The sequence below is a fragment of the Streptomyces sp. SAI-135 genome (genome assembly GCF_029893805.1).
Taxonomy (GTDB): Bacteria; Actinomycetota; Actinomycetes; order Streptomycetales; family Streptomycetaceae; genus Streptomyces.
Genome location: NZ_JARXYP010000002.1, coordinates 8,396,928 through 8,421,768 on the forward strand (window position 1 = coordinate 8,396,928; position 24,841 = coordinate 8,421,768).

At 72.7% G+C, this 24,841-nt stretch carries 25 protein-coding genes and 1 pseudogene; 12 read left to right on the forward strand and 14 right to left on the reverse strand.

Annotated features, from left to right (window positions below):
* The first annotated feature begins 39 nt into the window (after positions 1-39).
* Positions 40-2,292, forward strand: a complete 2,253-nt coding sequence (locus M2163_RS42450; RefSeq protein WP_280896701.1) for an MMPL family transporter — start codon at positions 40-42, stop codon at positions 2,290-2,292.
* Here the strand turns inward: M2163_RS42450 and M2163_RS42455 are convergent.
* Together M2163_RS42455 and M2163_RS42460 are read right to left on the reverse strand one after the other, a co-directional pair.
* Complete coding sequence (locus tag M2163_RS42455) at positions 2,249-3,337, reverse strand: PP2C family protein-serine/threonine phosphatase (protein ID WP_280896702.1); 1,089 nt, start codon at positions 3,335-3,337, stop codon at positions 2,249-2,251. The genes M2163_RS42450 and M2163_RS42455 overlap by 44 nt on opposite strands.
* 47 nt (positions 3,338-3,384) lie before the next feature.
* Positions 3,385-4,575 (reverse strand): glycoside hydrolase family 64 protein, encoded by a 1,191-nt coding sequence (locus M2163_RS42460; RefSeq protein WP_280847532.1) that lies wholly within the window; start codon positions 4,573-4,575, stop codon positions 3,385-3,387.
* 335 nt (positions 4,576-4,910) lie between these two features.
* On the opposite strand from M2163_RS42460, the gene M2163_RS42465 reads away from it, so the two are divergent.
* Complete coding sequence (locus M2163_RS42465) at positions 4,911-5,807, forward strand: GNAT family N-acetyltransferase (protein WP_280896703.1); 897 nt, start codon at positions 4,911-4,913, stop codon at positions 5,805-5,807.
* Between the two features lie 180 nt (positions 5,808-5,987).
* Here M2163_RS42465 and M2163_RS42470 read toward each other — a convergent pair whose 3' ends face one another.
* Positions 5,988-6,887, reverse strand: a complete 900-nt coding sequence (locus tag M2163_RS42470) for a Gfo/Idh/MocA family oxidoreductase (RefSeq protein ID WP_280896704.1) — start codon at positions 6,885-6,887, stop codon at positions 5,988-5,990.
* Between the two features lie 258 nt (positions 6,888-7,145).
* Here M2163_RS42470 and M2163_RS42475 point away from each other — a divergent pair, with 258 nt between their 5' ends.
* Positions 7,146-8,003, forward strand: a complete 858-nt coding sequence (locus tag M2163_RS42475) for an aldo/keto reductase (RefSeq protein WP_280847529.1) — start codon at positions 7,146-7,148, stop codon at positions 8,001-8,003.
* Between the two features lie 100 nt (positions 8,004-8,103).
* A complete protein-coding gene (locus tag M2163_RS42480; protein ID WP_280847528.1) occupies positions 8,104-8,922 on the forward strand; it encodes an SAM-dependent methyltransferase in 819 nt (272 codons plus the stop codon).
* 147 nt (positions 8,923-9,069) lie between these two features.
* On the opposite strand, the gene M2163_RS42485 is transcribed toward M2163_RS42480, so the two are convergent.
* Both M2163_RS42485 and M2163_RS42490 read right to left on the reverse strand, forming a co-directional pair.
* Entirely contained in the window at positions 9,070-9,987 is a 918-nt protein-coding gene (locus tag M2163_RS42485; RefSeq protein WP_280847527.1) for a helix-turn-helix transcriptional regulator, read from the reverse strand.
* Between the two features lie 123 nt (positions 9,988-10,110).
* On the reverse strand, positions 10,111-10,338 hold the full coding sequence (locus M2163_RS42490) for a DUF397 domain-containing protein (protein ID WP_280847526.1): 228 nt from the start codon (positions 10,336-10,338) through the stop codon (positions 10,111-10,113).
* Positions 10,339-10,549: 211 nt separating this feature from the next.
* Here M2163_RS42490 and M2163_RS42495 point away from each other — a divergent pair, with 211 nt between their 5' ends.
* The 3 genes from M2163_RS42495 (at position 10,550) to M2163_RS42505 (ending at position 13,527) form a co-directional block, all read left to right on the forward strand.
* A complete protein-coding gene (locus M2163_RS42495) occupies positions 10,550-11,101 on the forward strand; it encodes an ATP-binding protein (RefSeq protein WP_280896705.1) in 552 nt (183 codons plus the stop codon).
* A 28-nt stretch (positions 11,102-11,129) separates the two neighbouring features.
* Positions 11,130-11,672 (forward strand): hypothetical protein, encoded by a 543-nt coding sequence (locus tag M2163_RS42500; protein ID WP_280847524.1) that lies wholly within the window; start codon positions 11,130-11,132, stop codon positions 11,670-11,672.
* 88 nt (positions 11,673-11,760) lie between these two features.
* Positions 11,761-13,527, forward strand: coding sequence for an ABC transporter ATP-binding protein (locus M2163_RS42505; RefSeq protein WP_280847523.1), 1,767 nt, complete (start codon positions 11,761-11,763; stop codon positions 13,525-13,527).
* 27 nt (positions 13,528-13,554) lie between these two features.
* Here M2163_RS42505 and M2163_RS42510 read toward each other — a convergent pair whose 3' ends face one another.
* A complete protein-coding gene (locus M2163_RS42510; protein WP_280847522.1) occupies positions 13,555-13,908 on the reverse strand; it encodes a hypothetical protein in 354 nt (117 codons plus the stop codon).
* A 173-nt stretch (positions 13,909-14,081) separates the two neighbouring features.
* Between M2163_RS42510 and M2163_RS42515 the strand changes: the two genes are divergently transcribed.
* Positions 14,082-14,324 (forward strand): DUF5133 domain-containing protein, encoded by a 243-nt coding sequence (locus tag M2163_RS42515; RefSeq protein ID WP_037713970.1) that lies wholly within the window; start codon positions 14,082-14,084, stop codon positions 14,322-14,324.
* A gap of 24 nt (positions 14,325-14,348) precedes the next feature.
* On the opposite strand, the gene M2163_RS42520 is transcribed toward M2163_RS42515, so the two are convergent.
* Entirely contained in the window at positions 14,349-15,323 is a 975-nt protein-coding gene (locus M2163_RS42520) for a helix-turn-helix domain-containing protein (RefSeq protein ID WP_280896706.1), read from the reverse strand.
* Between the two features lie 180 nt (positions 15,324-15,503).
* Between M2163_RS42520 and M2163_RS42525 the strand changes: the two genes are divergently transcribed.
* A complete protein-coding gene (locus M2163_RS42525; RefSeq protein ID WP_280847520.1) occupies positions 15,504-15,959 on the forward strand; it encodes a hypothetical protein in 456 nt (151 codons plus the stop codon).
* A 117-nt stretch (positions 15,960-16,076) separates the two neighbouring features.
* Positions 16,077-16,292, forward strand: a complete 216-nt coding sequence (locus tag M2163_RS42530; protein WP_280847519.1) for a hypothetical protein — start codon at positions 16,077-16,079, stop codon at positions 16,290-16,292.
* Here the strand turns inward: M2163_RS42530 and tgmB are convergent.
* The 3 genes from tgmB to M2163_RS42545 all read right to left on the reverse strand — a co-directional run bounded on the left by tgmB (position 16,286) and on the right by M2163_RS42545 (position 17,927).
* Complete coding sequence (gene tgmB, locus M2163_RS42535; protein WP_280847518.1) at positions 16,286-17,269, reverse strand: ATP-grasp ribosomal peptide maturase; 984 nt, start codon at positions 17,267-17,269, stop codon at positions 16,286-16,288. The genes M2163_RS42530 and tgmB overlap by 7 nt on opposite strands.
* 16 nt (positions 17,270-17,285) lie before the next feature.
* On the reverse strand, positions 17,286-17,477 hold the full coding sequence (gene tgmA, locus M2163_RS42540; RefSeq protein WP_280847517.1) for a putative ATP-grasp-modified RiPP: 192 nt from the start codon (positions 17,475-17,477) through the stop codon (positions 17,286-17,288).
* Positions 17,478-17,609: 132 nt separating this feature from the next.
* Positions 17,610-17,927: a YkvA family protein gene (locus tag M2163_RS42545; RefSeq protein ID WP_280847516.1), complete on the reverse strand. Its 318-nt coding sequence runs from the start codon at positions 17,925-17,927 to the stop codon at positions 17,610-17,612.
* A gap of 213 nt (positions 17,928-18,140) precedes the next feature.
* On the opposite strand from M2163_RS42545, the gene M2163_RS42550 reads away from it, so the two are divergent.
* Entirely contained in the window at positions 18,141-19,178 is a 1,038-nt protein-coding gene (locus M2163_RS42550; RefSeq protein WP_280896707.1) for a hypothetical protein, read from the forward strand.
* Between the two features lie 12 nt (positions 19,179-19,190).
* On the opposite strand, the gene M2163_RS42555 is transcribed toward M2163_RS42550, so the two are convergent.
* The 3 genes from M2163_RS42555 to M2163_RS42565 are packed head-to-tail and all read right to left on the reverse strand — an operon-like array spanning position 19,191 to position 22,858.
* Complete coding sequence (locus M2163_RS42555; RefSeq protein ID WP_280896708.1) at positions 19,191-21,305, reverse strand: xanthine dehydrogenase family protein molybdopterin-binding subunit; 2,115 nt, start codon at positions 21,303-21,305, stop codon at positions 19,191-19,193.
* 9 nt (positions 21,306-21,314) lie between these two features.
* On the reverse strand, positions 21,315-22,307 hold the full coding sequence (locus M2163_RS42560; protein WP_280896709.1) for a xanthine dehydrogenase family protein subunit M: 993 nt from the start codon (positions 22,305-22,307) through the stop codon (positions 21,315-21,317).
* Positions 22,304-22,858, reverse strand: coding sequence for a 2Fe-2S iron-sulfur cluster-binding protein (locus M2163_RS42565; RefSeq protein WP_280847512.1), 555 nt, complete (start codon positions 22,856-22,858; stop codon positions 22,304-22,306). The genes M2163_RS42560 and M2163_RS42565 overlap by 4 nt, the downstream gene beginning before the upstream one ends.
* 108 nt (positions 22,859-22,966) lie before the next feature.
* Here M2163_RS42565 and M2163_RS42570 point away from each other — a divergent pair, with 108 nt between their 5' ends.
* The gene (locus tag M2163_RS42570) at positions 22,967-23,626 is read left to right on the forward strand and encodes a maleylpyruvate isomerase N-terminal domain-containing protein (protein ID WP_280896710.1); all 660 of its coding nucleotides are present in this window, start codon (positions 22,967-22,969) and stop codon (positions 23,624-23,626) included.
* Here the strand turns inward: M2163_RS42570 and M2163_RS42575 are convergent.
* Positions 23,619-24,735, reverse strand: a pseudogene (locus M2163_RS42575) (hypothetical protein). The gene M2163_RS42570 and the pseudogene M2163_RS42575 sit on opposite strands and share 8 nt — an antisense overlap.
* Positions 24,736-24,841 lie beyond the last annotated feature (106 nt).

Here is a 24,841-nt window from a genome sequence, read left to right on the forward strand (position 1 = left end):
AAGTGTTGCTCTCGCGGGTACGGCAGGGAAGACGATGCCATGGCCAGTCGAAGGCGAAACAGCCCCAAGGGTGGTCTGCGCAGACTGGGGGAGTGGTGCGCCCGGCACTTCGTCATCGTCCTGATCGCCTGGCTCGTCGCGCTCGTCGCGCTGCAGACCCTCAACCGGTCCTTCGGCGGTGACTACTCCGACAACTTCTCCCTGCCCGGCGTCCAGTCCCAGGAGGGCCTCGACGTACTGAAGAAGCACGACCCGGCCGCCGGTGGATACAGCAGCCAGATCGTCCTGCACGACGGCGACAAGGCGCTCTCCTCCCTCGGCTCGCAGATCTCCACCACCGTCAGCGATCTCCAGAAGCTGCCGCACGTCCTGTCGGCGCAGAACCCGCTGTCCACGTCCGCCTCGAAGGTCGGCCCGCTGTCCTCGGACGGCAAGACGGCGTACATCACGGTCCGCTTCGACGTCCAGCCCTCCACCCTCGGCGACGGCTACCTGCACGGGGTCGACGACGCCGTGCAGCCACTGCGCTCGGCAGGGGCCGACGTCGAGTACGGCGGACCCCTCGGCGAACTCGCCCGGCCGGACGCCGACGACAGAGTGAGCGAGCTGATCGGGTTCGCGGTGGCGATCGTCGTGCTGCTCGTCGGGTTCGGCAGCGTGATCGCCGCCGGGATCCCCTTGGTCACCGCGCTGATCAGTGTGGTCGGGGGACTCGCGTGCCTGGGCCTGCTGGCCTCCGCGTTCAGCTTCGCGACCGTCTCGCCCACCCTGGCCACGATGATCGGACTCGGCGTCGGGATCGACTACGCACTCTTCCAGATCACCCGCCACCGGCAGAGCCTGATGGACGGGAAGGATCCGGTGCGCGCTGCGGGCGGGGCCACCGCCACCAGCGGCCGAGCCGTCCTGGTCTCCGGCTGCACGGTGATCATCGCCCTGGCCGGACTGTCCGCGTCCGGGGTGGGGTTCATCGGCAATCTCGGTCTCGCCGCCGCCGTGACGGTCGTCTCCGCCGTCCTGGGCGCCCTGACCCTGGTCCCCGCCCTGCTGGGGCTGATCGGCAGCCGCATCGACCGCTACCGGGTCAAGCGACCCGTGGCCGAGACCGGCGCCGCCGAGGGCGAGAGCCCGCAGGGGACCTGGCACCGGTACGCCCAACGGGTCGAGCGGCGGCCGTGGCGCTACCTGGCCGCGGGCGTGACCACCGTGGTCGTCCTCGCCATCCCGGTCTTCTCCATCCAGCTGGGCCACATCGGCGACGGCGCCGACCCCACCTCCTTCACCGACCGGCGGGCCTACGACCTGATGACCGACGCCTTCGGCCCCGGCTCCAACGGCCCGCTCACCGTCGTCGTCGACCAGACGTCCGTACCGTCCTCCCAGCGCTCCGACCTGTCCTCCAGGGCGCAGAAGACCCTCGACGGCGTGTCCGGCGCCGCCGTGGTCACCCCGCTGACGCCCACCAAGGACGGGGACGTGCTGCTCTCCACGGTCTACTCCAAGGAGTCCCCGCAGAGCGCCACCACCACCGACCTCACCAACCGCCTGGTCGACACCACCCTGCCCGCCGCCGTCTCCGGAACCGACGCCAAGGGGTACGTCACCGGCACGACCGCCGCCCAGGTCGACTTCCGCGACATCGTCTCGAGCCGGCTGCCGCTGATCATCGGCGTGGTCGTCGCCCTCGCCTTCCTGATCATCCTCGCGGTCTTCCGTGGACTGCTCGTCGCCGTGAAGGCAGCCGTCCTCAACGTCCTGTCGATCGCCGCCTCCTACGGCGTCGTCGTCGCCGTCTTCCAGTGGGGCTGGGGCGGCCCCGCGCTCGGCGTCTCCGGCAAGGTGCCCATCGAGAGCTATGTGCCGATGATGATGTTCGCGATCATCTTCGGGCTGAGCATGGACTACGAGATCTTCCTGCTCTCCCGGGTGCACGAGGCCTGGCTGCGCACCGGCGACGCCAAGGCGTCCGTCGCCCACGCCCTGGAGATCACCGCCCGGGTCATCACCTGCGCGGCACTGATCATGGTGAGCGTCTTCGCCGCGTTCATCGTCAGCGACAACATCGTGGTCAAGATGCTCGGACTCGGCCTCGCGGTGAGCGTGCTGATCGACGCGACCGTCGTACGGCTGCTCATGGTCCCTGCCGTGATGACCCTGCTGGGCCGGCACGCCTGGTGGACACCGCGGTGGCTGGACCGGATCCTCCCGCACATCGACGCCGAGGGGGAGCACGAGGCGGACGGGGCGGTCAGCGGGGTTCCGGGGCCGCGGGCGCGAGAACGAGCATCGTGACGTCGTCCTGGAGCGCCGGGGCGAAGCGGACGAGGTCGGCCCAGACCCGCTCGACGAGGTCCGGCAGGTCCCCCGCGAACCCGGTGATCCGGTCGAGCAGCGGATAGAAGGCCCCGTCGGCGTCCCGGGCCTCCCAGACGCCGTCCGAGGCCAGGAAGAGCAGGTCACCGGGGAGCAGCGGAACCAAGACCCCGGTCGGCGGCGAGGCGTCGGACAGGCCCAGGCCGAGCGGGGTGCCCACCGGCACGGCGAGCTCCACGGCCTGCCCGTCGCGGAGCAGGACCGGGCCGGCCTGCCCGCACGCCACGACCCGTACGGCCGTGGCGCCGGGGGCGAACTCCAGCACCACCGCCGTGGCGAACAGCTCCGAGTGCCGTACGGCCGCGGAGTCCACCACCAGCCGGCGGTCCAGCCGCGCGGCCACCGACTCGGGGTCCGGCCGGTCCAGCACCGCCTCCCGGAAGGCCCCGAGCAGCGAGGCGACGGTGGCGACGGCCGACAGCCCGTGCCCCTGCACATCGCCCATCACCGCGCGCACCCCGCGGGGCCCCTCCCGCACATCGAAGAAGTCGCCCCCGACCAGCGTCCCGCGCTGCGCGGCCCGGTACAGCCCCGCACACCGCACGCCCGCCACCCGTTCCGGCAACGGCGGCACGACGGCCCGCTGCGCGGCCTCCGCGACCGCGCGCTCGGTCACCAGCTGGGCGTCGCGCCGGCTGCGCACGAACGAGACGAGGACACTGAGCGCCGCGACGAAACCGACGGTCAGCAGGTCCGTGCTGCCCGGATCGTTCAGCCGGAACGCCGGCACGTTCAGCACGACAAGGACCAGTGCGCCGAGTACGGCGGTCGCCAGCGGTCCGTAGGACAGCACGGCCAGCGGCGGGATGGCGCCCAGCAGGAACCCGATGTCGAGCGGATCAGGGCTCGCGAGAGTGGCCACGCACACCCCCGCCAGCAGCGCGGCGGGCAGCACCCGCACCCAGCCGGGCGGCGGTGCGCCCCGCAGCCAGCTCCGCCGGTCCCGGTCGCGCGCTCCGCTCACACCACCACGCTGCTACGACCCGCCCGGACCCGCACGCCGAACCGGTCCTAGAACGGGGTGAGCGTCAGCCGGATCCCCGTCGGAGCCGTGTCCTGGACGTAGGAGGCGAAGTCGGCCACGTCGTCGAAGGCGAAGCCGTACGCCTTGCCGTCCGCCGTGGCCGCGTGCATGGCCTTGGCGTAGTGGTTGGTGAGCGCGGTCCGGTAGAAGGCGGCGGGGTCGGTGGCAGGCTGGGCGGCGGAGCTCACCAGCGTCGATCGGTTGAACCCGGCACCGAGCACCGCGGCGACCGGGCCGGTCGTGCCGTCGTTGGGAGCGGCGAGCGTGCCGTCGCAGAAGAGCACGTCCCGGGTCGACGGGCGGGCGAAGGAGACCTGCCCGGGCCCGGTGAACACCAACTGCTCTCCGCGCACCCGGCCGGTGAAGGCGCCCGCGTTCGTGGTGACGGTCAGGTCCCTGCCGGTGTACATGCTCCACACCTCGTCGATCTGAGGCGCGAAATAGTCCGCCGGGAACAGGCCGGCGTCCAGACCGTGACCCGGCGCGATGACACGTGTGTCGTCCACGACGAGGGGTGCGAACTCCTCGACCTCGCGCACGGCGGCGAAGGCACCGGCCCGCCCGGAGGCGCGCAGGGTGCCCGTCGTCTGGTCCTGTGCGCCGGTGAGCCGGATGCTCAGCGGCACACTGAACATGTCCACCATCGTCGTGTTGCAGAACATGCCCGCCGCGTTGTAGGTGAACTCGGCACAGTCGTGCAGCACCGGGTAGTTGGGGTCCGAGGCCACCCAGCCGGCCGGGTACTGGAGGGCGGGATTGCCGTTGCCGTCGGTGACCACCTTGAACTTCAGCTTCGCGCCCAGGGACACGTAGATCCGGCCGGACAGATAGGGGAGCGACAGAGTGGTCCCGCCGCTTCCGGCCAGCGGGATCGCGTAGTCGGTGTAGCCGTCGGCGCCGTTGTCGGAGAGGGCGACCGGAGCGAGTGTGCCGTCCGGAGTGACGCGGACCTGCCTGCCGTCCTGGTTGCCCACGATGTAGACGTGGACGTTGGCGTTGTCGAAGGCGCCGGTGTCGTTGACGACGGTCAGCGGCAGCGAGCCGGCCGCCTTGGCGCGGTCGCTGTCCGCGAGGGCGTGGGGGGCCAGGGCGGCGACGGCGGGCGCGGCGGCCATCGCGCCGCCGAGGGCGAAGAGGACCTTGCGGCGACCGAGCGGACGCTGGTGACGAGGTGTCATGTGGGGGGTCTCCTCGGAGGAATGAGAGCGCTCTCACGCTGTGGACGAGGCCCGATGGTACGGACGGCGGGCGGCGCGGCCCACCGGACGGACGGCGCTTAACCCGGCCTTAAGGACCGTTTAAGCGGAGGCAGTTGTACCGGTCCTGTGTCCCCGTAAGCCGGTGGACGATGCTCCCGGAGATCCCGTAACGTGAGCCGCCACGCCTCGAGACCGACGGAAGGAGGCGAGTGCCGTGCAGTCCACCACCCTTCAGCGCTCCCTCTCCGTGGCCCCGGCGTGCTTCGTCTGACCGGGAGCGCTCCCCGCAGTACGCATCCCGGAGGAATCCACCCATGACCGATCTGGTCGTCCGCGCGCTCGACGAGAGCGACGCCCACCTGTTCGACGCCCTGCCCGACCCCCTCGGTGCCCGCGACTCGCACCGGCTCACGCACCACCGTCCCGACTGGAAGCGGGTCGCCCTGCGCGACGGCGAGGTCGTGGCGCGCGGCGCCTGGTGGGGCGGCCCCGACGACACCGCTCCCCTCAACATCAACTGGTTCGACGTGGCGGAGGGGGAGGAGGAGGCCGGTGTCGAACTCCTGCGCAGCGCGCCCTGGCAGGTCGACCTGGAGATGAACCTGCCCGCGGGCTGGCGCGAGGACCCCGCGCAGCGGGCCGCCGCCGAGGCCCGCTTCGCCGCCGTCCACAAGGCCGGCTACGAACTCCTGGTCGAGCGGTTCCTGTACCGGTGGACGCCCGAGCAGGGGCTGCCCGAGCGGCCCGGACGGCTGGAGTTCCGTCCCGAGCCGGACGACGCGGTCTTCTTCGACCTGCTGCGCCGCATCCACTCCGCCACCCTCGACGCGCACGCCCTCAAGGCCGTCGAGGAAGGCGGACTCGACCGGGCCGCCCAGGAGGAGCTCGACTTCTTCCACTGGTGCCCCTCGCCCCGCGCGTGGTGGCAGCTCGCGTACACCCCGCAGGGAGACGTCGCCGGGATCCACATTCCCGCCCACAACCCCTCGGGGCCCTGCGTGGGGTTCATCGGGGTCGTGCCGGAACACCGCGGCCGGGGGTACGCCTACGACCTGCTCGTGGAGTGCACCCACTACCTCGTCGAGCAGGGCGCCGAGTTCGTCTCCGGCGCGACGGACCGGGGCAACTTCCCCATGGCCGCCAACTTCGCCAAGGCGGGCTACCCCGTCGTACGGGAACGCCTGAACTACTGCCGGACGCACACCGCCTGAGCCTGCGTCCGGTGGTCGGTGCCCGGTGCGGGCGGGGACATCCTGATCGAGGCCGCCGGGCCGCTTCGTCGCGGGACCTGGATTCGCAGGCGCGCTCCCCGCGCGGTCCCGCGTCGGCGTTCCCGCTCCCCATCGAAGTGCCGTACGGCACGCCGTCCTGCGCGAGGAGCAGTCGGGGCGCTACGTCGTGGGCGTCGCGGTTCCGGCGCCCAGCAGGGTCTCCGCCTCGACGAGGATCTCGGTGACCCGCAGGCCGAACGCGGCGTCGCAGGCATGGGGGCGGCCGGTGCGGGCGGCGGCCAGCAGGGCGTCGGCCGCCCGGAGCACCGCCGGTACGACACCCTCGGACGACTCCGGGAGCCGGACCACTCCGCCGGCGCCCCGCAGCTCCACACCCGCGCCCGCCGCCGCGGGCGGTGCCGTCAGACTGAGCGTCAGGGTGCTCGACGCACCGCCCGTGTGCCGCAGGACCAGATGAACCGTGTCCCCGGGACCGTGCGCGGCAGCCGCCACCTCGCGGACCTCGCCCAGCACCGGCAGCAGCACCGACAGGGCATGCGGACCCACGTCCCACAGGGCGCCCTTCTCCTGCCGCCAGGGCGAGTCGGCGAACGGGCTCTCGCTGGTGAACACCGACCCGAGCCACTCGGCCCGCCCCGTGAACCAGCCCTGCACGCCCGCCTGTTCCACGATCCACGCCTCGGTCTCGGCGAGGAAGCGCGAGGTGAAGAACACCACCGAGGCGACCCCGGTCTCCCGCGCCGCCTCGACCACCGCCCGCCCCTGCTCGACCGTCGTGGCAAGGGGCTTGTCCAGCAGCAGATGACACCCCGCCCGCGCGGCCCGCGCCGCGAGAGCGGCCTGCACGGCGGGCGGCAGGGCCACGGCGACGGCGTCCACGTCGGCGAGGAGCGCGTCGACATCGTCGTAGGCACGCGTGCCGTGTTCCTCGGCCAGCTCCGTCGCGGCCTCCGCGCGACGGCCCCACACCCCGACGAAATCCAGCTCCGGATGCGCGCCGAGCGCGGGGGCGTGAGCCATCCTGGCCCAGGGACCGGTGCCGAGCAGTCCGATGCGCATGCCGTCGCCTCTCTGTCCTCACTACCGAATGTCATGGTGACCGGGTTGGATCACCGTGCCGGTCGAGGCGAGGGTGTCACACGGACGGAGCGCACACGCAACCCCGTCTCGTCCCCCGGCCGGGACGGTCGGCGGGGTCCTCGATTCAGCAGTTCCGTCGCTGAATGCGTTCTCATTCTTCTATTGGACCTCCGGAGGGTGCGGCGCCAGGCTGAGGAGAGCCCAGATCCGCGTGGCAGGCGAAAGAGGTCCGAGGTCATGCACACCCGCCGTATCGGTGATGTCGAAGTGAGCGCGATCGGTCTGGGCGCCATGCCCATGTCCATCGAGGGGCGGCCGGACGAGGAACGCTCCGTCGCCACCGTCCACGCCGCGCTCGACGCGGGCGTGACCCTGATCGACACCGCCGACGCCTACCACCGCGACGCCCACGAGGTCGGTCACAACGAGACCCTGATCGCCAAGGCCCTCGCCTCCCACGACCGGGGCAAGGACGTCCTCGTCGCCACGAAGGGCGGGCATCTGCGTCCCGGCGACGGCAGCTGGACGCTCGACGGCAGTCCCCGGCACCTGAAGGAGGCCTGCGAGGCCTCGCTGAGCCGGCTGGGGGTGGAGGCGATCGGGCTCTACCAGTTCCACCGGCCCGACCCCCGCGTCCCCTACGAGGAGTCCGTCGGCGCCGTCCGCGACCTCCTGGACGAGGGCAAGATCCTCCAGGCGGGCATCTCCAACGCGAACCCCGACCAGATCCGGCTGGCCGACGAGATCCTCGGCGGTCGACTGGTCTCCGTGCAGAACCAGTTCTCCCCGGCCTTCCGCTCCAGCGAACCGGAGCTGCGCCTGTGCGACGAACTCGGTATCGCCTTCCTGCCCTGGAGCCCTCTCGGCGGTATCTCCCGGGCGGGTGAACTGGGCTCGGCGCACGCCCCGTTCGCGCGGATCGCCGAGAAGCACGGGGTGAGCCCCCAGCAGGTCTGCCTGGCCTGGATGCTCGCCAAGTCGCCGGTGGTGGTGCCGATCCCGGGCTCCAGCCGGCCCGAGACGATCCGGGACTCGCTGGCCGCGGCCGATCTCGTGCTCACCGCGGACGAACTCGCGGAGCTGGACGCCGCCTGACCCCTCGTGCACCCGCGCGGACTGGCACCGGCGGACCTGGTGTCCCTAGGATGGACTCCCTGTCCTGCCGGGCCAGTTGGCGGCACAAGCTGGGGGAAGAATGAGCACCGGTAAGAAGCTGTCCACGTCGATCGACGCCTCGGTCCCCACGGCCGCGCGCATGTACGACCACTACCTCGGCGGCAAGGACAACTACGCGGCCGACCGGGCCGCCTGCGAGGAGCTCGACAAGGTCGTCCCGAGCACCCGCAGACTCGCCGTGAACAACCGTCGCTTCCTCCAGCGGGTGGTGCGCACGCTCTCGGCGGAGTACGGCATCCGGCAGTACCTCGACCACGGCTCCGGCCTGCCCACCCAGGACAACGTCCACCAGGTCGCCCAGCGCATCGACCCCACCACCCACGTGGTCTACGTCGACAACGACCCGATGGTCCTCGTCCACGGCCGGGCGCTGCTGGAGCAGGACGAGCGGACCGCCGTCATCCACGCGGACATGCGGGAGACCGACGAGATCTTCGGCCACGAGGACACCCGGCGGCTCATCGACTTCTCGCAGCCCGTCGCCGTGCTGTTCAACTCGGTCATGCACTGCATCCCGGACAGTGAGACGAACGGGCCGGCCGCCCTGGCCCGCCGGGTGCGCGAGCGGCTCGCACCCGGCAGCTTCATGGTGATGTGCCAGCTGGTCAGCGAGGAGCCCGAGGTCCGCGCGTTCGTCACCGACTTCATGGACAAGGCGACCCAGGGCCACTGGGGCCGGGTCCGCCAGGAGAAGGATGTCGCCGAGTGGTTCGAGGGCCTGGAGATCCTCGACCCGGGCCTCGTCGAGGTCTCCACCTGGCGCCCCGACTCCGAGGTTGCCCCCCGCCAGCTCACCCACGAGTGGATCGAGTTCGGCGGCGTCGGCCGCCTCCCCTGACCCGAGACGCACGCCCCCGGCGCGACCTGGGCCGGTCCGCGCCAGGGGCGCACACCTGTCGGCGGGAGCGCGTTCCGAGCGCCCACGCCGGTCGGTTCCTGGCTCGCGGACGGACGCCGGCGGTGCTCCGGGCGGCCGACGGGGCCGTCAGCCGCCGTACCGCTGCTCCATCGTCTGCTGAAGCAGCCGCAGCGAGTCGCGGGGTTCGAGCGCGTCGTCCGCCAGACGGTCCAGGGCGAGCCGGTACTCCTCGGTCTCGTCCCGGTCCTCCAGGAAGTTCGCGCTCTTGATGTGCTCCAGGTAGACGACGTCCGGCAGGTCGAGACCGCCGAAGCGCAGGTAGGTGATCGGGATGGCCGGGGCGGAGGCGTTGGTCACGTCGAGCGGGATGATCTGCAGGGTCACATTGGGGCGCTGGGCCATCGTGACGAGGTGGGCGAGCTGCTCCCGCATGACCTCCCGGCTGCCCAGCACCCGCAGCAGCACCGACTCGTCGATCACCGCCCACAGCTGCGGGGCGTCCTCGCGCAGCAGCAACTGCGCACGCCGCATGCGCAGTTCGACACGGCGGGCCACCTCGCTCGCCGCCGCGGCCGGCAGACCGCGCTCCACGACCGCCCGGGTGTAGTCCGCGGTCTGGAGCAGGCCGGGTACGTACTGGATCTCGAAGGTACGGATCGCCGCGGCCGCCTCCTGGAGCCCGACCAGCCGGTCGAACCACTCGGGCATCAGCCGCTTGTCGTAGCGCTGCCACCAGCCCGGGTCACCGGCGCGCTGGAGCAGCTTGAGGAGCACCGAGGACTCGTAGTCCTCGGTGCCGTACAGCTCCAGGAGCGCGCGTACGTCGCTCTCCGACGGGGGCCTGCGGCCCTTGCCCGACTCGATGCGGGACAGCTTCGCCGGGCTGAACCCGAGCGCCCGGGCCGCCTGGTCCTGGGCGAGCCCGGCATCCTCGCGGAAGCCCGCCAGCTGGACGCCGACCAGCATCTTCAGCAGGGTGGGAGCCGGCTCGGTGCGGTCCAGGTACGGTTCCAGGCGGGAGATGCGGTGGGACGCGGCAGACATCCTGACTCCCAGTAAACCGGCACAGAGACGACTCACACTATCGCACGCAGCGTGGCCGTACCGCATCATTCCGTAGACACCGGTGTGGGTACGGGAGTTGGAGACCGGCGCGCATCCGGCCCCTCACAGCAGGTGGTCGAACTCCCCGTCCTTGGCGCCCGCCAGGAACGCCGCGACCTCGGCCGGTGTGTAGACCAGCGCGGGGCCGTCGGGATCACGGGAGTTGCGCAGCGCGACCGCGCCGTCGACCAGGGTGGCCACTTCGACGCAGTTGCCCTCGGCGTTGCTGCGACGGCTCTTGACCCAGCGGGCGTCGAGCGAGCTCGCCCGGACTCCGTTCTGCACTGGCACTGCAGTCTCCTTGCTGTTCACGATCTTGCCGGGCGCCGTGCCCGGCCGTGCGGGGCGGGGGCGGGAGCGCGCATCCGCAACCTCCGTGACCCCACCCGTCGTTCGCGCAATTTCTCGTGCAATTGCACGCGGGCGCCTTCAGCGTGGATAATAGCTCCGGCGTCAACCCCTGCGGTTGCGCCCCGTCTTGACGTCGCATCAAGGAGATGCCGTGTCGTCACCTGCGAACCACGTGCTCCGGCCGCCGAGCCAGGCTGTGCCGGAGGTGGGTGATGCGGGCCCGGCCGGTGAGACCGTGCGGCGTCCGGGCCCCTCCGACCCGCAGCGGCGACCGTCGGGGCGCAGCCCCTTCGTCTCCGCCACGCTCCTCGTCAGGTGCAGCGCGGAAGGGTTCGCCCGGGCCCGCGCCTTCACCCGGGAGACGCTGAGCTGCTGGTCCCTGGACCACCGCAGTGACGACGCCACCCTCGTGATCACCGAACTCGCGGCCAACGCCGTGGCCCACGCGGTGCTCCGGCCCGCCACGGGAGGTGCCGCCGAGGTGTGGCTGGGGTTGTCCTTCGACCCCACCCATCTGCTGGTGACCGTCTCCGACCCCGGTGACGAGCCGCCCGCGTACACCCCCGGTGACGTCACCGCCCTGCGGGAGCACGGCCGGGGCCTGTACATCGTCGACGCCCTGGCCCAGGAGTGGGGCTGGACCTCACGGCCCCCGGCCGGCAAGACCGTCTGGGCCAAGCTGTCGACCGCCCCTCCTTCCTGACATGACCGCCGCGGAAAGGTTTCACGCCATGCGCACCGCTCCGGACCAGCCGAGCAACGAGCGCACCAGCTGCCCCGTGCCCACGACCGGGGTGGCGCGGACCACGCCCCTCGCGGCGCTGAGCCGGGTCCCCTGGGGCGAGATCCAGGACTCCACCGGCTGCGCCGCGGCCATCCCCCTGCTCCTCAACAGCGTGGCCTGGGGGGACCCCGAGACCGCCAGTGCCGCGCTCGGCGACCTGCGCAGGCGCATCTGCCAGTTCGGATTCGTCGTGGAGCAGGCCACCGCCGCCACCGTCCCCTTCCTGTGGGAGCTGGCCCAACTGCCCCAGGTGTCGTGCCGGGCGGAGATCATCCAGCTGCTCAGGAGCATCGCCGGGGCCCGCCAGTGGGAGACCACGGCCGCCGTCTACCCCAAGCTGCTCAACCACCGGGAGAACCCGGTGGTGTGGGAGCGCCGGGCACGTCAGGCCGTCCGCGCCAAGAGCGGCGCCCTCAGTCGGCTGATGGCCGACGACGACAGCGAGATCGCCCACGCCACCACGGAACTCGCCCGCACTCTGGACGAGTAGGAGTGCTCGTCGCCACCTGGTGTAGTCCTTGCCGACGAGGGGCAGAAAGCGCTTGCCCTCCACACGGCAACCGGAAGGACCACCGACGATGGCATCGTCGCTGGAAAGACCGCTCGACCATCGCTACCGGGGCGAGCACCCCGTCCGCACACTCGCCTATCTGCTCCACGCCGACCGCCGCCGACTGGCCGGCGCCGTCGCGGTGTTCACCGTCAAGCACAGCCCCATCTGGCTGCTGCCCCTGATCACCGCGTCCATCATCGACACCGTCGTCCAGCACCAGCCGATCACCCGGCTCTGGACGAGCACCGGCGTCATCCTCTTCATCCTGCTGGTCAACTACCCCCTGCACCTCCTCTACGTCCGCCTCCTGTACGGCAGCGTCCGCCGCATGGGCACCGCCCTGCGCTCCGCCCTGTGCACCCGCATGCAGCAGCTGTCCATCGGCTACCACTCCCGGGTCAGCGCCGGGGTGCTCCAGGCCAAGGTCGTGCGGGACGTCGAGACGGTCGAACAGATGGTGCAGCAGACCGCGGAGACCGGCCTCGGCGCCACCACCGTGCTGATCGGCGGGCTGGTCATCATCGCCGTACGGACACCGGAGTTCGTGCCCGTCTTCCTCGTCGTCGTGCCCGCCGCGGCCTTGGTCGTGGCCCGCCTCAGGGCCCGGCTGCGCACCCACAACGAGCACTTCCGGCACGAGGTCGAGACCCTGTCGTCCCGGGTCACGGAGATGACCCGGCTCATCCCGGTCACCCGCGCCCACGGCCTGGAGGGCAAGGCCCTGCGTCGCATGGACGGCACCCTGAGCCGACTGCTGACCTCCGGGATGCGCCTCGACCTCGTCAACGGCCGCTTCGGCTCCCTGGCCTGGGTCGTGCTCAACGTGGTCGGCGTGCTGGTCCTCGCCGGTGCCGCGCTGGTGTCGTACTACGGCGTCTGGGGCGTCACCCCCGGCGACGTCGTGATGCTCAGCGCGTTCCTGACCACCCTCACCAACTCCACGACCACGCTGGCAGGGCTCGCCCCGGTGATCACCAAGGGCCTGGAATCCGTCCGTTCCGTCGGCGAGCTGCTCCAGGCGCCCGAACTGGAGGACAACGAGGGCAAGACAGAGGTCGACTCGGTGCGCGGCGCCGTCGAGTTCCAGGGCGTGAGCCACGCGTACGACAACGGGCGGCCCGCCGTCGGGGACTTCACCCTCTGCGTCGCTCCCGGCGAGACCGTCGCCCTCGTCGGCGCGTCCGGCGCCGGCAAGTCCACCGTCCTCAACCTCGTCATCGGTTTCATCCGGCCCACCTCGGGACGGCTGCTGCTCGACGGGACCGACATGAACACCCTCGACCTGCGCACCTACCGGCGCTTCCTGTCCGTCGTGCCGCAGGAGTCCATCCTGTTCGACGGCACGATCCGCGACAACGTCGCCTACGGCATGGACGACGCCGACGAGCGGACGGTGCGCGCGGCACTGCGCGACGCGAACGCACTGGAGTTCGTCGACCGCCTGCCCCAGGGCCTTGACACCCTGGTCGGCGAGCGCGGGGCCCGGCTGTCGGGCGGGCAGCGCCAGCGCCTGGCCATCGCCCGCGCGCTCATCCGCGACCCGCGGGTGCTGGTCCTGGACGAGGCGACCTCGGCCCTGGACACCCGCTCCGAGGCGCTCGTCCAGCAGGCGCTCGCCCGGCTGCTGCACGGACGGACGACCTTCGTGGTCGCGCACCGGCTGTCGACCGTGCGGGGTGCCGACCGGATCGTGGTCATGGGGGAGGGCCGGATCCTGGAGACCGGCACCCACGAGGAACTCCTGCGCCGCGGCGGGGCCTACACCGCGCTGCACGCCGGACAGCTCGCCTGAGACCCGCCCCGGCAGCCGGGCCCGGCCTCAGGCCGCGCTGCTGCTCCGCGGCACCCGGCGGGGGCACGTCGAGTCGTGGTCGGTGCCGCAGCTCGTCCACCAGCGTTCACAGCACGCGGTGTCGAGCTCGGCGCGGACGATGATGTCGTCGGCGGCCCCCGCCCCGGCCCCGTCGGGCCGCCCGCGCGTTTCGGCCAGGGCGCGCCGTTGTTCGCACAGCACGCTCTCGCGCACGACCGCGATGACCGGGACCAGGCTCGCGGCGGCGAACAGACACGCGGCCCACGGGGGGTCGTGTCGCAGGGCGTGGACCGCGGTCCAGGCGAGTCCGGTGCTCGTCGCGAGATAGAGGGCGCTGAGGAGACCTGCGGAGCGGTTCATGGGCGTATACCGTTCATGGTGCGAGGGATGCCCCTTGTTCAACGGTTTGCGGCCTTCGGGAAGCGGGTCCGCCCGCACGGTATTGCGCCAATCGCGTGCCGGGGAGCGGCGGATGGGATTGGGCCGGTGCAGAGGGGGCATACGCAGCGAAAAATTCGAGAGAGGGGCGCTTCGTGCTCATTCCGGACCCGAAGGCCGTCAGAACCCTGTTGACCCGCTACGCGTCGCTGAGGATCGCGCAGGCGGAGAGGGAGAGCCCGGCGACGGCTCGCGAGCTGGAGGACGTCAGTTACACCCTGTGCGTGATGATGGGCACCACCGATGTCCGTGAGGCGGTCGCCAGGGCCGACGCCCTGCTTCCGGCCGCCGGGTGCGCGGACCCGGACGGAGAGAGCAGCCTGCCACTGGCGGGATGACACCACGCCGGACCCGGCGGGCGCTCAGGTGCGCGCCTTAGCCGGGACGGCGTCCTTTGTGTGGAAGGCCGCGCGGTAGGCCTGCGGGGTGGTCCCGACGACCCGGCGGAAGCGCTCCCGGAACGCCGTGGGGGAGCCGAACCCCGCCTGCCGCGCGATCCGTTCCACGGGATGGGCGGTGTTCTCCAGCAGGTACTGGGCACGGCGTACCCGGGCCCGCAGCAGCCACTGCAGCGGTGTGCTGCCGGTCTGTTCGCGGAACCGGCGGCTGAAGGTGCGCTCGCTCATCCCCGACCGGGCCGCCATCGCCCCGAGGGTGATCTCGTGCGCCAGGTTGTCCTCGACCCATTCCAGCAGCGGTTCCAGTGTCGAGCCCCGGGGCACGGGCGGGTGGTCGTACACGATGAACTGGGCCTGTCCGCCCTCCCTTTCGAGGGGCATCACCGACATCCTGGCGGCATGGGCCGCGACCGCCGATCCCAGGTCCCGGCGGATCATGTGCAGACACAGGTCGAGGGCCGCGGCGGCGCCCGCGGAGGTCAGGATGCGGCCGTTGTCGACGTACAGCACGTCCGGCTGGACCTCGACGGCGGGGAAGCGTCGTGCCAGCTCGTCCGCGGCCGCCCAGTGCGTGGTGGCGCGCAGTCCGTCCAGGAGCCCGGCCGCCGCCAGCACGAACGCGCCCGCGCACACGGACGCGATCCGGGTGCCGGCCGCCGCGGCCTCCCGCAGCGCCTTGAGGACGCGCGGGGACGGCGGTGCGGCCGTGGGGGAGCAGCCCGGCACGATGATCGTGTCCGCCTCCGCGAGGGCCTCGAGTCCGTGCTCCACCCGCAGGGCGAAACCGCCGTCCGCGCGGACCAGCGGCGACTCGGCGCACAGCCGGACCCGGTAGGCGGGGCGGCCGTCGGGCAGCCGCGTCCAGTCGAAGACCTGCATGGGTGCCGCCATGTCGAACGGCACCACGTCGTCGAGGACCAGGATCGCCACGGAATGCATGGCCGCCACGATAGACGGATTCCCGCCAGTGCCAGGACCACGGGCCCAGGTGGAACACCCTGTCAGGGGCGTTGGCGGGAATCCGTTGGAAGCTGTCGTTTCAGCCTCTGTGTGATCACTCGGCGGCTTCCTAGCGTGGACGGGCACCGCCGACCGCACCGGAGAAGGACACGCCACCCCATGACCAAGTTCCTGCTGACCCTGCACGTCCTCGCCGCCATCGTCGCCGTGGGGCCGGTGACCGTCGCGGCCAGCATGTTCCCGCCCGCCGCCCGCCGGGCGCACACGCAGGAGGCCGGGATCGGCACGGTACGGCTGCTGCACCGCATCTGCCGCGTCTACGCGGGCGTCGGCGTCGCGGTCCCCGTCCTCGGCGTCGCCACCGGAGCCGCGATGGGCGTCCTGGGCGACGCGTGGCTGACCGCCTCCATGGCGCTGACCGCCGCGGCGGCCGGAGTTCTCGCCGCCTTCGTCCTTCCCCGGCAGGGCGAACTGCTCGAGGAGTTGACCGGACAGGGGAGCGTCGAACGCCGCGCGACCGCCCAACTGGCCATGTTCACGGGCATTTTCAACCTTCTGTGGGCGACCGTGACCGTCCTGATGATCGTCCGCCCGGGGTCCACCACCGGCGCATGACCGGCCGTGCGCCGTCAAGCCCGGCACCGGAATTCGCACGTCGGTGCGTGGAGGCGCCTAGACTCGTCAGCCGTGCCCATGCGCGTGGGCCCGCGAAAACGAAAGGCGCGTTGACGGGTGTTCCAGGATTCCCCCATCTACGACCGACTCGTCGCCGAGCGCGGCGACGTCCCCGCTCTGACCCGCAGGGAGGCCGAGCGCGTACGCAGGGAGCTGGAGTACGTCATGCGGCCCCTGCAGTCCCTCATGCCCCCGCCCGCCCCCGAGCGCCCGGCCGCACCGGGCCAGGGATGGGTGCCCGCTCTGCCGCCCGCCGCCCCGCGGCCCTACTGATCCGGCCTCAGCACCCCCCGGTGCTCGCGCCGTTGACGGGGCAGGGCGGTCCCGGGCCGGGCCAGCCACTCGGCGATGCTGCGCGCGATCGGCTGGCCCGTCTCCACCTCGACGAAGCCGAACTGCCCCGACTGGTTGCACTCCAGGAACCACCAGGTCCCGTCCCCGTCCTCGGCGAAGTCGAACGCCCCGTAGGCCAGTTCGGCCGCCCGGAGGTAGTCCAGGACGGCCGCGGCCACCCGTGGCGGGACCTCTGCGGGCTCCCAGGAGGAGGTGGGCGGCGCGAACCGGACGTCCACCTCGTCGTCGGGACCGGCCACCTTGCGGGCGGCCAGCAGCGTCTCGCCCACGACGGTCAGACGTATGTCGGCCCGCTTGGCCACCCGCCGCTGCAGCAGGGTCGGGCCAAAGGCGACGGCCGTGAAATCGGTGTCCGGTGCCACCCGGCTGGTCGGCACCGCACGCGGCGGATCCTGCGGGTGCGCCCCGGAGACCGGCTTGACCACCAAATCCGGATAGCGTTCGGCGAACTCGCGTGCGGCCTGCGGGAACGTCGTCACGATCGTGGCCGGGACGGGCAGACCGCAGCGCTGGGCGAGCCGTAGCTGCCAGGGCTTGTGACGGGCCCGGCGGGCCGCGTCGGGGTGGTTCATCCAGCGGGCGTCACTGCCCCGGAGCATGCCGTACAGCGCCTGGGCGGACTCCTCGGTCAGCCACTCCGAGGGCGCGGCCGCCCGCGCCGCGGGGGTGCCGGGGCGGCGGACCCAGATCGAGCGCAGCCCGGAGATGCCCACGAGACGGCCGCCGGCCGACAGATGGCCGCGGAAGGTGCCGTGCACGTACTCCCCGGACAGTGCGACACCGTCGGTCAGGTCGGCCGGGTCGAGCCGCACCACCGGTACCCCCGTGGCGTTGAGGTGCACGACCACCATGTCGGCCGTGACGTCCTCTTCGCAGGTAAGAATCAACACGGTCATCGATCGCCGGCCGTGTTCAGTCGTCGAAGTGAGTCTTGGAGCCCGCCGTGCTCGTGGTGGTCCCCAGTTCCCTCATCAGCGCGTGGTCGCGGGCGGCGACCCGGCCGTCCATGAGCACGTTCAACTGCAGCCCGGAGTCGTAGACGTACGGAGCGGTCGCCTCCAACGTCGCTGCCGGACGTGCGTAGTTGAGCGCGAACGGTTGCATCGTCTCTCCCTCGCCGGTACTGCCTCTCGCAGACGGCCGTCACCCCACGACGCCGTCAGGTCAGCCGACTTCCTTCGGCTCCCAGAGACTTATACGAATCGAACGAGTGATTGGTTTCCTTACGCTGCGTAATCACGGTCGGCGGGGCGTCTTACCTTCCCGCCCGTCGAGCCGCAGCATCGCTCGGTCGGCGGGGGAGCCGCGCAGGGTGCGCAGGGCGAGCAGCAGGACACCGATGTCGTCGAGATACACCGGATCCGGCACCAGATCGGTCGGCAGGACGAAATACAACAGGGCGCCCCAGAAGACCCACCGGGGCCCGGTGGGAAGTCCTGCCCGCCGCAGACCGCGCCGGGTGCGCACGAGACGTACCAGCAGCCCCACGGCCACCGCCAGCGCCAGCGCCGCGAGCACCGCGGCGGCGACGATCAGTGCTGTGGTCGAATCCACGGCCCGGCCTCCTCCTCCGGGCACCGAACGGCCCGCTCCCTGACGGATTCCCGCATCCGGTCCCCCTATGGCTCGCCGGGGGCCGCACTCACACCCGTGGCCCACCCGAGTGGCACGCCGTCGTGCACCCGCATACGAATGGGTCATCTCGATGTCGCGGTCGCACGACGGGGGCGCCTGGGAGCGACCGCCACCCTTTGTCTGGAGCAGAGCATGACCACCGGCCCGACAGCACCTCTCCCGAACGAACCCGCCATACCGATGGACCGGTCGTACGGCGATCCCGTCGGCGACCTGGTGCGAGCCGCAGTGGCCGACCGTCCGCTGGAGGACGTCGTCCACCTCATCACCCTGCTCGAACAGTCACCCCAGTACGCCCAGGCCACCGGCGCCGCCCTGCGCGCCGTGGGCGTGGACCGCTCCGTGGAGGACGTCACCCGGCTCGTCTCCCTGCTGACCCGGCCGCCACGGGACGCGGACAGCGCCGACGAGGCGATCCGGGCCGCCGCCGAGTCCCGTCCCGTCGAGGACGTGACCCGGTTGGTGGCCCTCCTGAGCCGCTCGGAACTGCGGCCCCACTGCGGGCAGGAGGCGGTGCGCGCGGCGGCGACCGGCAGGCCCGTCGAGGAACTCGTCGAGCTCATCGGGCGCCTGGCGACGCAGGAGCCCCCACCACCGCCGGCCGAGGCCCCGGCCCCGTACGACGAGCAGTGGCGGCCCGGAGCCGAGATGCCGGGCGCGTTCCCGGCCCCGCCGCCGCACCCGCCCGGGGCGGGCCGGATCCGAAGGGCACCGGCCTGGCCGGGCCGGATCGCCGCCCTGGCACTGCTGGTCTGCGGTGCCCTGTGCTTCCCGGCCCAGCGGTACGGCGCATCCGCGCAGGAGTACGGCATCGCGCTCGGGGTGTCGCTCGCGTGCGTCCTGCTCGCCCTGCTGACCCTGCGGCCCGTCCTGCCGGTCCTGGCCCTCGCGGTCGTGGTGCCGGCCGCGGTGGCCGCAGGCCAGGTGATCGCCGGACGGTTCGGCTCGGCCGGGCTCGCCCGGGCCCTGGAATCACCACCGGCGCCGGCCTGGCTGGTCGGGACGGCGGCCGTGTGCGCTTCGCTGGCCGCGCTGACCGCCCTCGTGGTGCATCTCGCGTCGGCACCGTCCCCGGAACGCGTCCTGGCGGAACGGCGGACGGCGCAAGCCATTCGCGAGGCGGCCGACGCCCCGATGGCAGCGCAGCCGACGCACTCCCCGGGAGCCTGAGCCGCCGGGGACCTACGAGCCGCCCCTCCGCCGGAGTCCGCCCAGCACGCGGTCCGGTGTGAGGGGCAGCTCGCGCAGGCGTACGCCCGTCGCGTGGAAGACGGCGTTGCCGATCGCCGCCGCCGTGCCCACGATGCCGATCTCGCCGATGCCCTTGCTGCCCATGGGGTTGAGGCGGGTGTCGTGCTCGTCGATCCAGTGCGCCTCGATGTCGGGCACGTCGGCGTGCGTGGGCACGTGGTACGCGGCCAGGTCGGACTCGGCGAAGTCGCCGAAGGCGGGGTCCGTCGTGCTGCCCTCGGTCAGCGCCATGCCGAGCCCCATTGTCATGCCGCCGACGAACTGGGAGCGCGCGGTACGGGAGTTGAGGATGTGCCCGGCGGCATACACCCCGAGCAGCCGGCGGACCCGGGTCTCGCCGGTGACCGTGTCGACGGCGACCTCCGCGAAATGGGCGCCGAAGGCGTGCCGGGCGTAGGGGCTGTCGGCGTCCGCGTGCCCGGCCGTGTCGGCACGGACCTCGATCCCCTCCGCGGGCAGCGGGCCCCCGGCCGGACGTTCCGCGAGACGGGTGCACGCCTCGTGCACCGCCCAGCCCCAGGACGCGGTGCCCGACGAGCCGCCGGCCAGGGACGCGGCGGGCAGCTCGCTGCTGCCCACCTCGGTCCGCACCCGGGCCACGGGCACACCGAGCGCGTCCGCGGCGATCTGCGCGAGCACCGTCCGCGCGCCCGTGCCGATGTCGGTGGCGTTGATCCGTACCAGGAAGGTCCCGTCGGGCAGCGCCCGGGCCGTGGCCGTGGACGGCTGCACCATCACCGGGTACGTGGCGGCGGCCACCCCCGAGCCCACCAGCAGCGGGCCCTCGCGGCGCGAGCGCGGCCGTGGGTCGCGCTCGGACCAGTGGAAGCGGCGGGCGCCCTCGCGCAGGCACTCGACCAGGTGCCTGCTGCTGAAGGGCCTGCCGCTGTCGGGCTCGGTGTCCGGCTCGTTGACGATCCGCAACTCCACCGGGTCCATGCCGAGTTCGCCGGCCAGCTCGTCCATGGCCGACTCCAGCGCGTACATGCCGGGCGCCTCGCCCGGGGCCCGCATCCAGGACGGGCTGGGCACGTCGAGGGGCGCCACGCGGTGTGCCGTACGGGAGTCGGGGGCGGCGTACATCACCCGTGCGGGCACCGCGGCCTGCTCGACGAACTCCTTGATCCGTGACGTGTGGGTGGTGACCTCGTGGATGAGGGAGGTGAGCCGTCCGTCCGGGTGCGCCCCGAGGCGCAGGCGGTGCAGGGTGGGCGCGCGGTGTCCGACGACGCAGGGCAGGAAGCGGCGGGGGAGCGCCAGGGTGACCGGCCGTCCGGTGTGCCGGGCCGCCATCGCGGCGAGCACGACGTCCGGACGGGGCGTGCCCTTGGACCCGAATCCACCGCCCACGTGCGCCGCCCGGACGGTGACGTGGTCCTCGGGGAGGCCGAAGAGGCCCGCCAGGACGGCGCGTACGGCCGTGGAGCCCTGGGTGGAGGTGTGCACCGTCAGCCGGCCGTCGTGCCACTCGGCCGTCGTCGCGTGCGGTTCCATCGGGTGGTTGTGCAGTGGCGGCACCCGGTAGTCGGCGTCGATCCGGACCTGGGCGGACGCGAACGCGCCGTCGGGGTCGCCGTGTTCGCGGGTCCCCGGGTGTCCGCCGTTGGCCTCCTCGGGCGCGTAGGCGTCCGGGTGCGCGGCACTGAGGGTGACGTCGTGGTCCTCGACGGCGTAGTCGACGTGGACGGCGGCGGCTCCGGCGCGGGCGGCCTCCGGGGTCTCGCTCACCACCAGCGCGACGAACCAACCGCGGTGCGGGACCCGGGAGTCGCGCAGGACGGCGAGCGTGGGGTCGTCCGGCTCGGACAGCCTCGGCGCGTTGTCGTGGGTGAGCACGGCCAGGACTCCCGGCACGTCCAGGGCGGCCGCGGTGTCGATGCCGGTGACCCGGCCGCGGGCCACGGAGGCGGGCACGGGCCAGGCGTGCGCGCGGCCGGGACGGGGCTGTTCGGCCGCGTAGCGGGCGGTGCCGGTGACCTTCTCCCGGCCCTCGCGGCGCTCGACGGGAGAGCCCAGGGCGGTTGCGGCCCCGGTGGTGGCGTCCATGCGTCCTCCTCAGGTCCTGGCGGCCGCGGTCAGCCGCGTCAGGACGTCCAGGGCGAGCGAGCGCGCGAGGGGCAGTTTGTAGGCGTTGTCCCGCAGCGGCTCGGCGGCGGAGAGTTCCAGGTCGACCGCGTGCTCGAAGGCCGCCGTGGTGGGCGCGGCGCCCACCAGTGCCTCCTCGGCGCGGCGGGCCCGCCACGGCCGGTGGGCCAGCGCGCCGAAGGCGATCCCGGCATGGTCGACGACCCCGTCCGTCACCCGCACCACGACGGCCACGGAAGCGAGGGCGAAGGCGTACGACGCCCGGTCCCTGGCCTTGCGGTAGGCGGACGGCAGCCCGGCCGGGGCCACCGGCAGCAGCACTCCGGTGATGAGCTCGCCCGGGAGGATCTCGGTGTCCCGCTCGGGGTGTTCCCCCGGCAGGCGGTGGAAGTCGGCCACGGGGACGCTCCGGGCGCCCTCGGTGCCGTACAGCTCGACGCGGGCGTCCAGCGCGGCGAGCGCGACCGCCATGTCCGAGGGGTGGGTGGCGATGCAGTGCGGGGAGTGCCCGAGGACCGCGTGGTCCCGGTGCACGCCCTCCCGCGCGCCGCAACCGCTGCCCGGCGCCCGCTTGTTGCACGGTTTGGAGACGTCCTGGAAGTAGGGGCAGCGGGTGCGCTGGAGCAGGTTGCCGCCCGTGGTGGCCGCGTTGCGCAGCTGGCCCGAGGCGCCCGCGAGCAGGGCCTGGGAGAGGACCGGGTGGCGGGTGCGGACGAGCGGGTGGGCCGCCATGTCGCTGTTGCGGACCATGGCGCCGACGCGCAGCGAGCCGTCCGGGAGTTCCTGGACCTCGTCCAGGGGCAGCCGGCTGACGTCGACGAGCACGTCGGGCTGTTCGACGCCGAGCTTCATCAGGTCGACGAGGTTGGTGCCGCCGCCGAGGTAGCGGGCGCCGGGGTGAGCGGCGTAGAGCTCCGCCGCCTCCTCGGCGCTGGTGGCCCGTACGTAGTCGAAGGTCTTCACCGGATCACGTCCTCGACCGCATCGACGATGCGGGGATAGGCGCCGCAGCGGCACAGGTTGCCGCTGAGCCGCTCGCGGATCTCGTCCCGGTCCAGCGGCACCGGACGGCCGGGTTCGGGACCGTCGGCGGAGGGGTCGCCGGTGACGTGCGAGGGGTGGCCCGCCGCGGCCTCGTCGAGCATGCCGAGCGCCGAGCAGAGCTGGCCGGGGGTGCAGTAACCGCACTGGAAGGCGTCGCGGTCCAGGAAGGCCCGCTGCAGGGGGTGCAGTTCGTCGCCCTCGCCGCCGAGACCCTCGACGGTGCGGACCTCGCTGCCGTCCAGGGCGACCGCGAGCAGCAGGCAGCTGTTGACGCGGCGCCCGTCCACCAGGACCGTGCAGGCCCCGCACTGCCCGTGGTCGCAGCCCTTCCGGGCACCGCACAGGTCCAGGTCCTCGCGCAGGACGTCGAGCAGGACGCGCCGGTGGTCGACGAGGAGGGTGCGGGGTTCGCCGTTGACCGTGAGTTTCGTCTCCGAGCAGGTGGCGCTGTCGCTGTTCTCGCCGCTCATGACGGTGACCTTCCGGACGGACCGAAGTGCTGTCCCCACCGCGTATCCACAGCGGGCCCTGCGACACCTCCCGTCACGCCGCGACTGAGCCCCGCCTAGGCTGGCGCCATGGACACCGACGTGCTGCGCGCCGCCTACGGGGCCTTCGCGGCCGTCGTACGCCCCCTCGGCGACGAGGAGTCCTGGCTGCCCACCGGCTGCGCGGGCTGGGCGGTGCGCGACCTGGTCTTCCACTGCGCCGGGGACGCCCAGCGGACCCTGGTCGCCCTGCACACGCCCGCGGCCGGGCCGGCCGACCGGGACGCGGTGACCTACTGGCGGGACTGGGCGCCGGACCCGGTCGGCGCCGCGCACGGCCGGCGCTGGAACCGGGTGAGCGCCAGCATGTTCCTCGACTTCGGCCGGCTGCGCGAGCTGTACCTGGAGACCGCCGCGGCCACCGTGAACGCCGCCGCGGACGCCCGGCCGGACCTGCGGGTCTCCACCCAGGGACATGTGCTGACCGCCGGCGACCTCGTGCTCACCCTCGCCGTCGAGGCGACAATCCACCACCTCGACCTCGTCACCGACCTGCCGGGGGCCGCCGGACCGTCCCCGGCGGGCCTGGCCGCGGTGCGGGCCACCCTGGACGGTCTCCTCGGCCGGCCCGTGCCGCTCGACTGGAGCGACGAGCACTACGCCCGCGCCGCCACCGGACGCACACCGCTGACGGACGCCGAACGCCTCGCCCTCGGCGCGGACGCGGACCGCTTCCCGCTCTTCAGCTGATCTGCCGGTCCTGGTCCTCGTCGCGGGCCGCGGGCCGCAGCCCGTCCTTCCAGCGACCGAACGTCTTCGTCAACTGCTGCAAGGGCGAGGTGGTCTCCGGGTCCGTCCGGGGCTGCGGCGCCGGGGCGTTCTCGCGGTAGATCGCCAGCGCCTCGTTGGCCCGCTCGGCTGCCTCCCGGTACAGGTCCCGGGACTTCGTCATGGCCTCCAGCGCCTCGGCGTACATGGTCACGAGCGCGCGCTCGCGTTCGAGTTCCTCCTGAAGCGTCAGGAGCTGCCACTGCTCCCGCAGCGCGGTCACGGCCGCCTCCCCGCCCTCGGGCAGCGGCTTGGGCATCGCGGCGTAGCGCGTCACCGTCGCGATCAGCTCGGTGGGTTCCGAGCCGTCGAGGAACACACTGCGAACGGAGAAGTCCCGGCCGTCGTAGCCGGGCGGCACCGGCGTCCCGGGCAGCACCACGGCACCGCCGCGCGGCACCTCGACGCCGAACTCCTTCACGGCCCAGTTCAGGACGCGCAGCTGGTGCGGCTGCGCCCGGTGCTCGACCACCCGGTGGCGCAGGCTCGGCGGCAGCATGTCCGCCAGCGGGCGGCGGCCGCGCTGGTCGGTGGTCATGGCCTCGTGGACGACGACATGGACCGCCCAGCTGCCCCGCACGGCCTGCCGGAGCACCCGCCGTACGTCCTTGTCCTCCTCGGGCAGCACGCTCAGGTCCCTGAGCCGCAGCCCCGTGGCGGCGTCACGGTCCCAGAAGACGTCGCCCGCTGTCCGGCCAGAACATGGTCGCGGGCGACGGCCAGCGCAGATCCCACGGCTGTTCCGCCTCGGCCGCCAGCACCCACTCCTGTCCGCCGCTCGCCACGGGGGAGAGCGAGAGCCGGGCCCGGACGGTCACCTCGTCGGCCACCCGCCAGCGGGCCTCGAAGATCCGCTCCGGGGCGTCCCCGGTCTCGGACGTCGGCTCCTGGAAGTCGTCGAGGGTCGCGCTCTCCTTCAGTCGCTCCAGGTTTCCGCGCAGGACGTCGGCCGCGTCGGATCCGAGATGGCGGCCGCGGGCCAGCCAGACGGTGGAGGGTGCCGTGGGGTCTGCCGTGGGAGTGCTTGACATGGGTCCATCTGTGGGAGGGGGTGGTGCGTGCCAGGGCCAAGTATCGTCGCCGCCGACCCGTACGGACCAGGCGGGTCCGGCAGGCGGACACGCCCGGCACACGGTG